This is a genomic window from Psychrobacter sp. TB20-MNA-CIBAN-0197 (assembly GCF_040309765.1).
Lineage (GTDB): Bacteria > Pseudomonadota > Gammaproteobacteria > Pseudomonadales > Moraxellaceae > Psychrobacter > Psychrobacter submarinus.
In genome coordinates this window covers 1-15,571 of sequence record NZ_JBEOPC010000037.1, presented here as the reverse complement: position 1 = coordinate 15,571, position 15,571 = coordinate 1, and the positions used below count along the sequence as shown (strand labels likewise).

Annotated in this window: 12 protein-coding genes and 1 tRNA gene; 6 read left to right on the top strand and 7 right to left on the bottom strand. The window is 43.7% G+C overall.

Annotated elements, in window-relative coordinates; all coding sequences use genetic code 11:
* Window positions 1-72: 72 nt before the first annotated feature.
* On the bottom strand, window positions 73-2,649 hold the full coding sequence (locus tag AAEY83_RS11165) for a penicillin acylase family protein (RefSeq protein ID WP_025645276.1): 2,577 nt from the start codon (window positions 2,647-2,649) through the stop codon (window positions 73-75).
* A 286-nt stretch (window positions 2,650-2,935) separates the two neighbouring features.
* Between AAEY83_RS11165 and AAEY83_RS11160 the strand changes: the two genes are divergently transcribed.
* Window positions 2,936-4,513, top strand: a complete 1,578-nt coding sequence (locus AAEY83_RS11160) for a YifB family Mg chelatase-like AAA ATPase (protein WP_025645274.1) — start codon at window positions 2,936-2,938, stop codon at window positions 4,511-4,513.
* 158 nt (window positions 4,514-4,671) lie between these two features.
* Here the strand turns inward: AAEY83_RS11160 and AAEY83_RS11155 are convergent, their stop codons facing one another.
* The 5 genes from AAEY83_RS11155 to AAEY83_RS11135 all read right to left on the bottom strand — a co-directional run bounded on the left by AAEY83_RS11155 (window position 4,672) and on the right by AAEY83_RS11135 (window position 8,481).
* Entirely contained in the window at window positions 4,672-6,381 is a 1,710-nt protein-coding gene (locus tag AAEY83_RS11155; protein WP_025645272.1) for a formate--tetrahydrofolate ligase, read from the bottom strand.
* Between the two features lies 1 nt (window position 6,382).
* Window positions 6,383-7,072: a phosphoglycolate phosphatase gene (locus AAEY83_RS11150; protein WP_025645270.1), complete on the bottom strand. Its 690-nt coding sequence runs from the start codon at window positions 7,070-7,072 to the stop codon at window positions 6,383-6,385.
* Window positions 7,073-7,188: 116 nt separating this feature from the next.
* A complete protein-coding gene (locus AAEY83_RS11145) occupies window positions 7,189-7,689 on the bottom strand; it encodes a DUF4385 domain-containing protein (protein ID WP_025645269.1) in 501 nt (166 codons plus the stop codon).
* A gap of 200 nt (window positions 7,690-7,889) precedes the next feature.
* Window positions 7,890-7,965, bottom strand: a tRNA-Phe gene (locus tag AAEY83_RS11140).
* 93 nt (window positions 7,966-8,058) lie between these two features.
* Window positions 8,059-8,481 (bottom strand): hypothetical protein, encoded by a 423-nt coding sequence (locus tag AAEY83_RS11135; RefSeq protein WP_025645267.1) that lies wholly within the window; start codon window positions 8,479-8,481, stop codon window positions 8,059-8,061.
* Window positions 8,482-8,718: 237 nt separating this feature from the next.
* On the opposite strand from AAEY83_RS11135, the gene hisB reads away from it, so the two are divergent.
* The 5 genes from hisB to AAEY83_RS11110 all read left to right on the top strand — a co-directional run bounded on the left by hisB (window position 8,719) and on the right by AAEY83_RS11110 (window position 13,373).
* A complete protein-coding gene (hisB, locus tag AAEY83_RS11130; RefSeq protein ID WP_051397433.1) occupies window positions 8,719-9,357 on the top strand; it encodes an imidazoleglycerol-phosphate dehydratase HisB in 639 nt (212 codons plus the stop codon).
* Window positions 9,357-9,992: an imidazole glycerol phosphate synthase subunit HisH gene (gene hisH, locus AAEY83_RS11125; protein ID WP_025645258.1), complete on the top strand. Its 636-nt coding sequence runs from the start codon at window positions 9,357-9,359 to the stop codon at window positions 9,990-9,992. The genes hisB and hisH overlap by 1 nt, the downstream gene beginning before the upstream one ends.
* A gap of 106 nt (window positions 9,993-10,098) precedes the next feature.
* Entirely contained in the window at window positions 10,099-10,476 is a 378-nt protein-coding gene (locus AAEY83_RS11120) for a hypothetical protein (RefSeq protein ID WP_025645257.1), read from the top strand.
* Between the two features lie 152 nt (window positions 10,477-10,628).
* A complete protein-coding gene (locus AAEY83_RS11115) occupies window positions 10,629-11,558 on the top strand; it encodes a DJ-1/PfpI family protein (protein ID WP_025645255.1) in 930 nt (309 codons plus the stop codon).
* Window positions 11,559-11,891: 333 nt separating this feature from the next.
* The gene (locus AAEY83_RS11110) at window positions 11,892-13,373 is read left to right on the top strand and encodes an AAA family ATPase (RefSeq protein ID WP_025645253.1); all 1,482 of its coding nucleotides are present in this window, start codon (window positions 11,892-11,894) and stop codon (window positions 13,371-13,373) included.
* Window positions 13,374-13,476: 103 nt separating this feature from the next.
* Here AAEY83_RS11110 and AAEY83_RS11105 read toward each other — a convergent pair whose 3' ends face one another.
* Complete coding sequence (locus tag AAEY83_RS11105) at window positions 13,477-14,796, bottom strand: valine--pyruvate transaminase (RefSeq protein ID WP_025645250.1); 1,320 nt, start codon at window positions 14,794-14,796, stop codon at window positions 13,477-13,479.
* Window positions 14,797-15,571: the final 775 nt, after the last annotated feature.

Genomic DNA, 15,571 nt, shown 5'->3' with positions numbered 1-15,571 from the left:
TCTATACAGAGGTAAGACAAACCAAAAAAAAGCCCCAGAATGATCTGAGGCCTTCTTATAGCTTAATAATGACTATTTATTTTCTAGCTTCTGATTGTCTTCTCTAAGCTCAAGTATTTGACCAACGGCTTTGTTGGCGATCTCATTTCGACTAAAGGGCACTCTAATCCAATCTTTGTCTGAGTAGCGGCGCGTCTGGTCACGATGATAAGGGCGCGTGCTATCTGCTGATTGCGAATAGGCCAGTAAGGACTCTACGACAGGGCCGTTATCATCAAAGGTGACGGTCTGCATATAAGTGGGGCCATTACTAATGATGTAGTTACCAGCGTCATTGGGTCCAGATCCACGGGCTACATTGAAGAGACCTTCGCCGGTACCTAGACCGCCATGCATAGGAATTCTCTCGTTATTGTTGCCTGCATCAAACACGTACTGCACGCTACCTAAAGCGGCGTCAAGCGCAATGCCTTTGTCGTTAAAATACTGAATCGAATCGGCTAGAGCGGTACGAGTCTTGCTACTGATAATAATATCGCGCGGCGTATTAACCGGATCATTAACGTCAAAGGGCACGCTGAAGAGGTCTTCGTTCTCAGTGGCTTCTTCAAAACCAACATTACGCCAAAACTCTCTGAAGACATGCGCGCCTTCGCTATCGATATCGTTACGGCGATCCCAATTACTTAGGACATTACAAGCTTGCGTAGCGTCGAGAGTACTACCATTAGACAAGGACATAACAGGGTTGGCGCTGCAGTCGGCCAACACGTCATCTAGCACCAGTTCAGCGGCATAGCTGCGATTACTATAAACCACCTCTTGCATATTATCTAAGTTGAAGGTAGTACCGCCAAGACCATCATCATTATTTAAACGATCCTGTATTTGCACTAGACCCATACGTGAGCGCATGAGTAACGGCACGCCAGCAACAGGATCAGCACCTAAGAAAGGAGTGAGTTGACGACGGAGCAGGGGCGAGAAGTCAGTCAAAGGCTCCTCTGGATTACTTAGCCAATAGCTGTCATTGGAGTTTGCGACATAATCATCACGGATCAAGAACGGCAAGTTTGAGCGTCCAAAGATACCTGCTTGTGGTGAGTCATCGTCATTACCCCATTCGCAGGCTGCGGTATCGCCGCGCAGCGCGGGCAAGCCAAAGTTAACAATGGCTTTTAAGAAGAGATTGCCATCAATACAGCTCTCAAGCTTTTCTTTGGTTACATGTGGTACGGTCGAGATATCAGCGTAGAGGGCTTTACCATAACGGTCAGTAGCGATGGTATTGACGAATCCTAAACCCACTTGATCTTGCATTCTATCGACTAAATCCTCGACACTAGTGGCTCTATTCATGCTACGCCATTGGTTCAATGAGCGCGCGTTTTCTGCCGCGGCATCACGAATGGTAAAGGCGCTATTATTCTGGCCCCAAGCTGGTAGCAAGCCATTGACGAGATCAACGGCTAACATCGGACCAAAATGCGAAGAATAAACAGGCTGAGTCAAGGTTTCGTTATTAGGTAGTTGGATGGTCACTTCATCTACGCGGATATCCCGCTGCTCGACGCTGCCATCTGCCTTGGTATAGTTGTACTTCATAGGATCGCCATTGACCAGATCGAGCTGATAAAGCGTAAAGCGCTTGGCAGTAGAGACGGTATGACTCCACGCCACATCTTTATTAAAGCCAATATTGACAAAGGGTTGACCTTGCTGGGCGGAGCCCATGACGTCAATCTCACCTGGTATCGTCAGATGAAACTCATAAAAGCGCTGAACGCCATTCCACGGCTCATGCGGGTTGCCATACATAACGCCTTCGTCTTTACCGGTAACCTCACTACCAAAGGCATAAGCGTTACTACCGCCATCCATCGCATTGATGGTCGACATGTCAAAATCAAATCCTGCTGCCAAGTCTGCAGCCGATGTCGATGAGACCGAATTCAAAGTTGTCTGAGTAGCCGAGTCCGACTCAATAGAGCGCATCCTGCTGCTGCCCATGACTATATTTTGGTCAGGTGGTGCTGCCGCTACTATAGGGCCAACGAAATTGGAGAGCCCGCCGCGTAAATTGGCCTTGCCATAAAGAGCTAGTAGGTCATCAGTGCTAATCTCGCGTACCCACTCAGCCCCCGCACAGTCAGGATCTATGTTTTCTACGCCTGTATCACGCAGATAGCGACTGACCCCAGCTGCATAGCCAGTGACTGCATCAAGAACCTCGGGCTCTTGGGCGTTCAAAAACTGAGCACGTTTGGCGGGTGAATTATACCAAGTATAAAATACATCGCTAGCCACACTGCCTTCGTCACCTAGATACAGCATACTCTGACCACTAGAAACGACGATCTCGCGGGCAAGTGAGCAGATATTATCTTCGGCAAAAGCGTAACCAACGCCGTAACCGAGACCTTTGTAGTCGTTCGCAATAATATGAGGTATACCAAACTCAGTACGCTGAATGTTTGCAGCAAACTCAGTGGAAGGAGAGGTGACGATAGGCGGATTTAATTCAGGAGTGGTGACGACTGTATCGTTAAAACTATTATCGCTATCAGAGCAACTGGCCAATCCAAACGAGACGGCCACTGTTAATAACGCTAATTTCGGTGTGCGCCGATTGCGTGTTGTGATTTTCATAAGCTTTACTGTCCCTAGTTAATAATAACGGCTCAAAAGTGTCATAAACTTCCGATCACTTTGAGCCCTCAATAAATTCCTTTTTATTGCTAGTAGTGTACAGTGTACAACTGCACACTCATCATATAACAATACTTTAGCGCTTTTCTAGTTAAATGATAGATTAGTTTAAATAAACAAAGCCTACAGATCATTGACAGTAAGCTGGTGCATTAATGAGAGACGATATTTGCGCACTAATTAATAATACTCTATTATAAAACCTCCCTTCTATTAGGAAACGCTCATGTCGTTTGCGCAAGTTTATACCCGTTCGGTCGTCGGTCTACATGCGCCAAAAGTGATTATAGAAGTACATTTATCCCAAGGTCTGCCAGCGCTTACTATCGTCGGCTTACCAGAAGCGGCCGTACGCGAGAGTAAAGATCGAGTACGCTCCGCTATTCTGAATTCTGGCTTTCAGTTTCCTAATCGGCGACTAACGATCAATCTAGCACCTGCTGATTTGCCAAAGGACGGCGCCCGTCTTGATTTGCCAATTGCTATTGGCATCTTAGCCGCAAGTGGTCAGCTCGATCCGGAGGTGTTAGCAGGGTTTGAGTTTATCGGTGAGCTGGCGCTCAATGGCGATCTGCGGCAGGTAACGGGAAGTTTGGCAGTAGCGCGAGCGATAAGAGCAGAGGCCTTGGCGGCAAAGACTGCAAAAGCAGCACCAGCGCAAACAAAAAATTCAGCAGACAAAATCGCCGCAAACCCGTCTATACAATTAGTCGTGCCTATCGATAATGGTATGGAAGCCAGCCGCGTTGAAGGTGTAGAGGTGCTAGGCGCGACAAGCCTACAGCCGGTATGTCAGCACTTACAGTCGTTAGCAGACCCAAACGCAAGCACTGAGCGCTTAGAAGTCGTCACTCCTAGTACAACGCAAGAGCGAGTAGGTTATAAAGTGGACTTGGCAGATGTTAAAGGTCAACACCATGCACGGCGCGCCTTAGAGATTGCAGCGGCTGGCGGGCATTCACTACTATTCACAGGACCGCCGGGTTCGGGCAAGACGTTAATGGCATCAAGATTGCCAACGATTTTGCCAGACTTAAGCGCTGAGGACGCGCTAGAAGTGGCGAGTACTTACTCCGTCGCCGATAGCGATTATGATTATGGTACGAGGCCTTTCAGGCAAGTTCATCACACGATATCAGCAGTAGCACTCGTTGGCGGCGGCTCACGCCCAAAACCTGGCGAGATAACTTTGGCCAATAAAGGCGTGCTGTTCCTTGATGAGTTGCCTGAGTTTGAGCGCAGCGTGCTTGAAGTATTGCGTCAGCCATTGGAGGCTAAGCAAATCACCATTAGCCGCGCTAACTCACAGATGACTTTTCCGGCTAACTTTCAGCTCGTTGCGGCGATGAATCCTTGTCCTTGCGGTTATGATGGCGACGTCTCTAACCGCTGTCGCTGTCGTCCTGAACAGATTAAGCGCTATCAAGATAAGCTTTCAGGACCGCTATTAGACCGCATTGATTTGCATATCACGGTGCCGGCGCTCCCTATAGCCGACTTGCAAAATAGTAGTCGAGGAGAGAGCTCAGAAACCGTTAGAGCGCGCGTCACGGCTGCCAATGAACGACAAATCCGCAGACAGAATAAAGCGAATAATGAGCTAAGTCCTAGTGAGCTTGATGAATACGTGGAGCTCGGCGCAAGCGAGCAGCAGCTATTACAAATGGCGCAGCAGCGCTTGAACCTATCAGCGCGTGGTTACCACCGGGTACTGCGAGTGGCGCGTACCATTGCTGATCTGGCAGACAGTACTGATATTACTAGTGCTCACGTCTCTGAGGCGCTCAGCTATCGCAGTAAGTAAATTATTATAAAAACCTAGTTGGCGTAGGCTGCGGCTTTAGCCCAGCTCAAAGTTCTGCAAAAGTACAGGGCTTGGCTAAAAGCGCCAGCCTACAAAGTCTAAATAAATTCAAAATTTAGCTAATCAGTATTTATCAATGGCTATACAGCCTCTAGTATTTAAAACAAGCCCGTAATATGACCTGTATCATCGACATCGATACGCTCAGCTGAGGGGTGTTTAGGCAAGCCAGGCATTTTCATAATAGTGCCACACATCACTACGATAAACCCCGCGCCACTTGAGACGCTGATGTCGCGCACATGAAGGGTAAAATCAGTTGGTCGTCCTAGCAGCTTGGCATTATCGCTCAGCGAGTACTGAGTCTTAGCAATACAAACTGGCATCTTATCTAAATTCAGCTGCTCCAACTGGCGTATTTTTGATTGGGCAAGCGAGCTGATATCGATATCAGCCGCGCCATAAATACGCTGCGCCACCGTGCGGATTTTATCGGCAATACTATTATCACTATCATACGAAAACTGAAACTGGCTTGACGGGTTTTCTTCGTTCTCAAATAACTGTATTAGCGTATTTGCCAACTCCTCACCGCCCGCGCCGCCTTTTTCCCAGACTTGCGTTAAGGCAACCTCGACGCCTCTCGCTTGGCAGGCCTGCCGAACCAGCTCAACCTCTGCGTCAGTGTCGCTGACGAAGTGATTGATAGCGACGACGACGGGTAGGCCGTACACCTCACGCATATTTTCAATGTGTTTAAATAAATTAGGAAAGCCTTGTTCAAGCGCCGATAGGTTCTCTTGGGTCAGCTCGTTTTTAAGGGCGCCGCCGTTATATTTTAAGGCGCGAATGGTGGCGACGATAATCGCAGCATCGGGCGCAAGTCCTGATAGGCGACACTTTATATCACAGAACTTTTGCGCGCCAAGATCAGCACCAAAGCCCGCTTCGGTAAGCGTATAATCGGCTAAATGCTGTGCCACGCGGGTCGCGATAACTGAGTTACAACCATGAGCGATATTAGCAAACGGACCGCCATGTACCAAGGCTGGCGTGCCTTCTATCGTCTGTACCAAATTAGGTTTGATCGCTTCTTTTAACAGCGCTGCCATAGCGCCTTGTGCCTTAAGATCACGAGCATAGATAGGCTGCTTATCAGTATCTAAAGCGACTAAGATATTCCCTAAACGCTGCTTGAGATCACTTAAATCGGTAGCCAAACAAAATATAGCCATCACCTCTGAAGCTACAGTAATATCAAAGCCGTCTTCTCGGGCAACGCCGTCAGTGCGCTTGCCTAAGCCGCCGACGATATTACGCAGTTGTCGATCATTCATATCTACCGCACGCCGCCAAAATACTTGCTTAGGATCGATGCTGAGCGCATTACCTTGATAAATATGATTATCAATCAGTGCCGCTAATAAGTTGTTAGCCGCGCCAATCGCATGGAAATCGCCAGTAAAGTGCAGATTGATATCTTCCATCGGTAGCACCTGCGCGTAACCGCCACCCGCTGCGCCGCCTTTTATCCCAAATACTGGGCCTAAGGAAGGTTCACGTAAAGCCACGGTGGTCAACTTACCATCGCCTTTTTTTCTATGCAGACGATTTAGCGCGTCGGCTAGGCCTATAGTGACTGTGGTTTTACCTTCGCCTGCGGGCGTCGGATTGATCGCTGTGACTAATATTAATTTGCTGTTTTTGGCTTTAGCGGGCTTGCTCAGCACCTCGCTGACATTTATTTTCGCTTTATAATGGCCATAAGGCTCAATATCATCTATCGATAGATTTAACGTTTTGACGATATCTTTTATAGGGTACAAAGTTGCATTTTGGGCGATAGCAATATCACTAGGAACGTCCATATTAAAGCTCTTTTTTATCTAAAAGGTAGCGAGTCAAAGTGGCAAAGTTATCAAAGGCCTGCGTCGGCTGAAAGTCGCGAATATCTTGACCGTAGTTATACCCATAAGAGAGCGCGAGGGTATCCATGCCAGCATTTTGCCCGGCTAATATGTCGTTCTTTGAGTCGCCTATCATCACCGCCTTATCTGGCATTACTCCTAACTTATCACAAACGTGCAATAGCGGCGCAGGATCCGGCTTTTTGGTTGGTAAGCTATCACCGCCGAGCACTACTACAAACCAATCCTGCCAGCCAAACGTGCGCAAGATTTTGGGTACAAAACGAATGGGCTTATTGGTCACTAAGGCTAAGGTAAATCCGGCGTCATGCAGTTGTTTTAGACCTTTATCAACATCAGGGTAAGCGACCGTTTTGCTCGCTTTAAGATTGCTATAAGCGTCAAGAAACAGCTGCTCAGCATGATCGGCCTCTAACTGGGTCAGCTCGTTTTCGCCGATTTCTGTCTTGCCAATCAAAGCGCGCTCTACTAGTAGCCGTGAGCCATTACCGACCCAACCTTTTATAGTTTCGAGTGAGTAGGTGGGCAAGCCTAGCTGTTCAAGCATAATATTAATCGCTGCTGCCAAATCAGGAACGCTATCGATCAAAGTACCATCAAAATCAAAAATCAAAAGTTGCTTATTTTGCATAAGTTTTTACTCATCATTACGGCGTGTTATTTATTCAAAGAAGCCAAAAAACCGCTGTCAGCTGTGCCACTTTAACACAGCAAAAGTTTCAAACTACTTAGTTATAATGATATAAGTTACTCAACGTCTTTATAACGCTCGCGGTGCTGTTTTTTCATGCGTAGATAGTCCTCATTTTCGCGGCACTCGTCCCACTTAGCTTTAAATATCCGCGCCGATTCTGCCTTAACGGGGTCTTCCTCTTGACGAGGTAATTCCTCGCGACCATGCGCGCCGCTTTGACCTTTTTTATCATCGGGCACAGGACCTTTGTACTTTTTACCGCCTTTATGGTTGGCATAGCGGCGAGCACGAGTGTAACCCATCTGGATGAACTTACGTGCCATATCCGCGCCAACGAAGTCATCATCTGCTAAATAATCTAAAAACATCTGATAAATGGTTTCACTGCTCTCATGCGCAATATCAGGAGTAGCAAAGCGCCAATGCGGCAGTATCTCAGATTTATAAGGCTCAACAAGCAACACGCCTTGCTCGCCGCGGCCGACACGGTATAGCTCAGGGTACTTACGTAGATCTAGATTCTTATAATCCAAATCGTAATCAAACTCTCTCATCTAAACGCTCCTATCATAGCTGCCTTTTTATCAATAGTACCCTTTGTCAGTAGTGCTACTCAGTATACTGAGCAAGTCACAAGGAAAAGTAGCGTAAAAATGTTATGAATGGGTGCGTTTCTTACAGGCATAAAAAAACCTCAAACGCGAGCGTCTGAGGTTTTAGGTGCTTATTTAAAAGCTAAATGAGATCAACGAAATGGTGGCTCGAGGCAGGATCGAACTGCCGACACACGGATTTTCAATCCGTTGCTCTACCGACTGAGCTATCGAGCCGTCTTCGCTGAGGACGCTATTAAACTAAATATAAGCGGTGCTGTCAAGACATTTTTATCTTTTGTGGCTAAATAATCAGATTCGATGCAAATCTTAGTCTTTAACTCTGATTAATTCGTAGTCGCTCATGATCTGATGGATATCGTTATCGACAGGGACAAACTGACGCACGCCTTTTTTGACCTCCGCATCATAGACCATCTTGATGAACTTCGCGTCGATTGCGCGGCCTTTGTTTTGCTCATGCACAGTTAAGTATTGCAAGCGCTTAGCGTTGGTTTGCCCATCATCAAAGCAACCAACTGCGGCAATGGGCTTGTCATTGAACATGCCGACATATAGGTATTGGCCACGCTTAAAGCCATTTTCGATGATATTTAATACCTCCTCGCCGCTAGGCTGCGTATCGTCAGCGTCATACATGGTCTCTAAGCGCTCGGCAAGCTCATTGTCGCGACCAGGTTTTTTGATTAAAGGCGCATTTAAATCGTTAATCGCAATGGCTTCTAAAGGCATGATGTATCCTATTGTCTTATGAGTGCTAACCGTATTAAGTAAAACAACCGACTAAACAAGCGTCATTAATAAAACTTAAGGCAGTATTTTAACAGATTGAGACAAATAGCGCCTTGCTTTACCGTCCTGCCATAGCCGTCATGACGCCATTTTGCTATGATAAGCTTATATCTACATTTCCTTAATGTCTATTTAAGTGTCTATTTACTCCCCACCCTTTATTTATAGAGAGTAGCTATGTCTGCCGATATTAATCAAGCGCAAAATGCAAACCTGTATGGTCGCCCAGCGCGCACCGCCACTGTTGAACGTAACACTGCTGAGACGCAAATCACTTGTACCGTTAACCTTGATGGTACCGGTCAAGGTGTGGTCGATACTGGCGTGCCATTTTTGGATCATATGATTGATCAGATCAAGCGTCATGGTTTATTTGACTTAGATATCAAATGCGTCGGCGATACTTATATCGATGATCACCATAGTGTCGAGGATACCGGTATTACTTTGGGCCAAGCGTTTAACAAAGCTTTGGGCGATAAAAAAGGCATCCGCCGTTACGGACATTTTTATGCGCCGCTTGATGAGTCGTTGACGCGCGCGGTCGTCGATCTATCAGGGCGTCCAGGCTTGCATATGGATATTCCGTTTACGCGCTCGCATGTCGGCACCTTCGATGTCGATCTGTTTAGCGAATTCTTTTACGGCTTCGTCAATCATTCATGGATGACCGTACATTTGGATAATCTTAAAGGCAAAAATAGCCACCACCAAATCGAGTCAACTTTTAAGGCTTTTGCCCGCGCGCTGCGTATGGCCTGTGAGTATGATGAGCGGGCATTGAATACCTTGCCATCGACCAAAGAGGCATTCTAATGACCAAAATTGCACTATTAGATTATGGCATGGGTAACTTGCACTCGGTCAGCAAGGCACTCACCAATGTCGGCGCGGAGGTATCCATCACTAACGACCCCAAAGTCGTGGCTGCCGCTGATAAAATCGTCTTCCCTGGCGTTGGTGCGATGCGTGATTGTATGATCGGCATGACCGATGCTGGCATCGATGACGTCGTGCGCAAGGCTATATTCAACAAGCCGGTGATGGCAATTTGCGTGGGTATGCAGGCCTTATTTGAGCAATCAAGCGAGAATGGCGGCACCGAGTGTTTGGGTATCTTAGATGGCAACGTAGAAGCCTTTGATCCATCGTGGACAGATAAGCAAGGCGCAACCATTAAAGTGCCACACATGGGCTGGAATACGATTAGTGGTATGGATTTTGACCATCCGCTTTGGCACGGTATTGAGGATAACGCGCACTTTTACTTTGTGCACAGTTACTACTGCGCGCCTAACGATAACTCTCAAGTCGCCGCTATCTGTGATTATGGCCAGCCGTTTTGTGCTAGTATCATCAAAGACAACCTATTTGCCACTCAGTTCCATCCTGAGAAGAGCCATACCGCAGGCTTGCAGCTGCTCAAGAATTTTGTAGACTGGCAGGTTTAGGTGTATTTTGTGCCACTATAGGATAAAATAAAACAGCAGTAGGGTGGGTTAGCGATAGCGTAACCCACCTTTTTTATTATATATAGCCAACATTCGAGTAAAACCATTGGACTTTAACACCTTTAAAATAAACGTTGTTGAGACGACGGGTCTTGCCAAAGACGCGTTACACATTTACGTCGGCGTCGGCGTCTATCTGCTCAGCATGTTTATCTTACGCCCTATCATTAAGAATCAGACTATCAGAGCCTTTTTAGCATTATTAGTCGTCATTAGCGTAGCACTGCTAGGTGAATATTTCGACAATCGTCACATCATTGTGCCAAAAGGCCTTCTGGCTCTAAAAGGTACAGATATCAAAGCAAGTATTCATGATCTCATTAATACCTGCCTGCTGCCTTTCGTGCTATTTGCTTTAAATAAGTGGACAAGGATTTTTCAAGCGAGCAGCTCACCAAGTAAGCTACTAAAGAAAACCCGTTAAAACAGTTTTTCAATCCTGCTTTACAAAGCTTACGAAACATAAAAATTCTCATCTATTTAATGCTGTCTTCATTTGTTACCTTAGATTGATCATTTCTAGCTACTTAATAAATAGCTACTCAATAAATATAAATTATAAAAAAGGAAGCCACTATGAATATGCAAGATCTATTAGATAAAGCCAAAGACACCTTAGACAACGCCAAAAATACTCTAGGCTTAGAGCCGCAAGAAACTGAAGCAGGCATTTATATTCCCTCAACATCATCGCTAAAGATAGCTGCGCCGAATAAAACCAACTACGATCATACTAATTACGATAATCCCTATACGGGCGATAAGAAAATTATGATGGTCTGTACCGAAGAGCAGTATATGACCATGGAGAACGGCAATAAATTTGATACCGGTAATCATCCGGTGGAGATGATGGTGCCGTTATTACATTTTAAAAAAGCAGGCTTTGATGTCGATGTGTTTACGCCAACAGGCGAGGCGGTCAAGGTCGAGCAGTGGGCGATGCCAGAGGACGATGACGACGTTAAACAAATTTATAGTGAGTACGAGTCCAAGTTTAAGAGTCCAAACAGCATCGCTGACTTCGTCAAAAACGATATGGCAGACAGCACTGAATACGCAGCGATTTTTATTCCAGGTGGTCATGGCGCTATGCTCGGCTTGCCGGAAGACAAAAACCTTGGCGCATTGCTACGTTGGGGACACGATAATGATCTCTTTACCTTAGCGATTTGTCACGGGCCTGCAGCGTTATTGGCGGCTGACCTTAATAGTCCTGACAGTTCTGATGAAGGTAATTCCAAGCGTGACTTTATTTTTAAAGGTTATAAGATGGTAGCCTTCCCGACCGCGATGGATAAGCAAATGCCAAAAATTGGCTATCTGCCTGGACCTATGCCATGGTATTTCGCCGAGAAGTTAGAAGATTTAGGCGTTACTATTGATAATAAGCTCGTCTCAGGGCAGACGCATCAAGATAGAAAGCTTATCTCAGGCGATGGGCCACTCGCGGCAAATGACTTTGGTAAAATGAGTGCTAAAGCTTTACTAAAAGAGTTTGGTTAGATCGTTTTCATAAAGTCATCATATAAAAAAACGGACTATTTATTAGTCCGTTTTTCGTTTTGCTATTTGACTTGATGATTACTTGTTTTGAGCCTCATCATATAACTCACGTACCACTTCACCAATCACATGGATGTCATCAGTCAGAGTTTGTATAACCCTGTTAACACCTAGCTACCACCTTTTTAAACTTATGTTTTGAACAAATGGACGACGGTTTTCAGTCGAAGAAACAAAATTATAGACTTATTTTCAGTAGTTGTGTATATTTTACGTAAAATTTAACTTTTCTAAACTTATTATAATTTGTCAAAATATTACTTAAGGATGAGTATGAAAATTAGCAAGCTAATTTTAGAAAACTTTAAAGCTTTTGCAGAGACAATTGTTTTTGATACTAATAAGCCGGTCGTATGCTTAGTTGGAGAGAATAACACGGGTAAAACTACAGTTTTTAAGGCGATAGATTTTTTAAGATCAGGTGTTTCAAAAGATAAAACTATTGATGATTACAAAAATGTAAATCATAAAGATAAGCATGTTTCTATTACTATAGAGATAGAAGGTAATCTTAGAGAGTCAATAGAGAACTTTTCTGAGGCTAAGTATTTACCGTACATTGTAGATGTTGGTGGAACGCAAAAAATAACGCTAAAACGTACTTCTGAGGAATATAGCATCCAGCAGGGTAATAAGTCGGTAGATATTAATATTAAAAAAATAACTGTATATAATAGTGATACTGATCAATTTGAGAATCCAACTGGGTTTGATAAAGCTATTAATACATTGTTTGAGGTTGTATCTATATGGTCGGATATGGATGCAAGTGAATTAATGGATTTTGGTAGTACAAAGACGTTAGGAAAGTTGTTAAAAGATATCTGTAGTGATTTTGAAGCTAGCTCAAATTGGAGTAACTTCTTGGACGCTCATAATATAGCATTTACTACAGGTGAAGAGTCTTTATCAAAACAATCTCAAGGTCTCGTTAATGATATTGAAAAATCACTATGCGAATTTTACGGAGAAGCGACAGTCTCTTTTGATTTTCAACCTCCAGAACCATCATCATTTATCAAGTTAGGGAATATAATAATTAATGATGGAGTCGAGACAAGTATTTCTGAAAAAGGTAGCGGAATGCAGAGAGCATTCGCACTAGCTGTAATGAAAGTATATGCTGATTTTTTAATTAAACATCCAAGCAATTCAGATTTGAAAAAACCTTTATTCTTCTTTATTGATGAACCCGAGATTTCTCTTCACCCTAGAGCTCAAACAACTTTAATTGAATCTATAATCACAATTTCAAGGCACCAACAGGTTTTTATTACTACTCATTCCCCTTTTCTTTTAAAACATTTTGCTAGTGATGATATATGCACGTACATGACTAAGAAGATTAATCAATCAGCTCATGCAATCGCGGTTGAAACAATGAGAACTTTTTCTTTTTCGCCTACATTAGCCGAAATAAACTACTTTACTTATGAAATATGTTCAACTGATTTTCATAACGAGCTTTATGGATATATCTCTTCTATTGCAAGCTTAAGCAATGCTAAATATTTCGATAATTGGGTATGTGACAAATACAATATAGAAAAAAATAAAAATTGGAAAAGAGATAAGAATAATGGAAATACTATTACAGAGAGACTCTCAGTAATTTCCTATATAAGACACAGTATTCATCATCCAGAAAATACTTATAACACTCAATACACAGAAGAAGAACTTCAATGTTCTACTCAAAAAATGCTCAGTATTATTAGAAGTGACTTTTTTAAAAGTCTATTAGTAGATTCATAAGAGGGTGTTATTAGGTGTAAACAATATATATCCCTCTACTTTTGTACTATGAAAAGGCTGTCCATTTATTAGAGCAACCTTTTCATATTTTTTATAATGTTATCTACTTGCTATCATAAAGTCCGCGTACCACCTCACCAATCACTCTAATACCATCCGTCAGTGTTTGCTCATCGGCAGCGATACTCATACGAATACACTCGTGTGCATGTTGGTAATCGCTGACATCCACACCGGGGAAGAAATACTCGCTTGGTACAATAAGCGTACCTTTTTCTTTGAGAGTCTCATACAGCTCAGAGGTGCTAATCGGTAAATCTTTAAACCATAACCACAAAAATATCGCGCCCTCGGGTTTATGAATCACTAGCGGGTAATCGCCCAATTCTTTTTTAAGTAAGGTAACTGCGGTCTTGGCTTGTTGCTGGTAAAAAGGCTTAATATCGTTATCAGACAAGTCTTTGATAGCGTTATTTTCAACCAGCGGCGTGGCAATAGATGCGCCAAAGCGTGTTGGTGAAAGATTAACCACGGCATTCATCGCACTGACCGCCTCAATCACCTCAGGCGCGGCAACGATAATACCGGTACGCACTCCGGGTAAGCCAATTTTGGATAAGCTAAAACACAGAATGGTATTGTCATCCCAATTAAGGGTAACGTCTGAATAAATAATATTAGGGAAGGGCATACCATAAGCGTTATCGATAATCAGCGGTACATCGTAACGCTTAGCAATCTCCGCCAAATGCGCCATTTCCTCATCGGTTAAGACATTACCCGTTGGATTGGTCGGACGCGAACAACAAATCGCGCCAATACGCCCTTCCTTCAATGCGGGCAAGTTCTCCAACGCGTCAAAATCCACGCGATATTTAAAGAAGCCTTCTTCATCATCATGCGTCACTTCATCGATATGCGGTAATACGGCGGTAAAATGCTGACCTTCGACATGCACATCACTATAGCCGATATACTCAGGGGTCAATGGTAGTAGAATGGACTTGTCGACAGATTCATTCTTATCATCAGTGAACGCACCGCCAAATAGATTAAATAGATAGAAAAACGCATTCTGCGAGCCATTGGTCAAAGCGATGTTCTCACTCGTCAAATTCCAATCATAATGTCGATTAAAGAAGCCTACCAAGGCGTCAATAAAAGCGGCATCGCCTTGCGGATTGGAGTAATTCGCCATGCTACTCGTCGCCGTGCTGTTAATGTCCTCACGAAAGCTACCATCGTTACCCAGCGCTTGATAGGTCTGCAAAAACAGCTCATTCACCGCTTCAATACGCGCTGGATTACCGCCGCCTAGCATATTGACGGGCTGATCGCTTTTTAACGCGTCGCCCAGATCATCCATCAATTGTGAGATGCCAGTGGGCTGGGTGAATTTTTGACCGAACTTTGAGAATTTCATAAGGCTACCATGCTGTTTGGGAGGGTGTTATAAGTGGGTATTTAACCGATAAAGTTGGGCTAGTATAGCAAATGAGGGCTATAAAATAAGCAAAGTGCGGGGTAGATATTGACTTATATGTCTATACAGCTTATGAAGTAAAAAAATGCCTTCTAGGTGAGTAGAAGGCATTTTAGGTTTAAAGTCTCGGGAATAAGCATTTGGTGGTCAGTACTGCTGTGGTCCATACTCTATCTTTTCAAATTCTCGTAAAGAGTCAACAAATTGGAATTTTTTGTTATACTAAGCCTTGATAGCTTGTACGATCGTTGATTAAACGTATGACTGCTATTGATATAAGTCATTATTTTCTATTTCATCGATAATACACACTAAGCGTTTGAAGTTATGGAAATTAGCTTTCTCTATCCAAAAATCATAATTGTCTTTTAACTCGTTCCTAATAGATATACAATTTTCAAAACTTTTATTTTCATTTAACCATATGCCAAGTACATCTAATTTTTTATTTTCATCATAGAATTTGTTGTTTAGAATATCTTCATGTTTAATGATATCTTTTACAGTTTTAGCAATTTGATTCGATTTGTTGATTTTATTAATATAGCTTTTAGAGGATAGTCCTAGTCTTTTGACTATTTGTTTTTCTGTAAACTCTATAACTGAGCTACAAGCCTTTAAGTATTTCCTTACAGGTGTATAGTTAAGTCTTTATAAAATCGATACAGCCCATATCATAAAACAGTTTAGGGAGATTATTCTCCATCCACCCTTG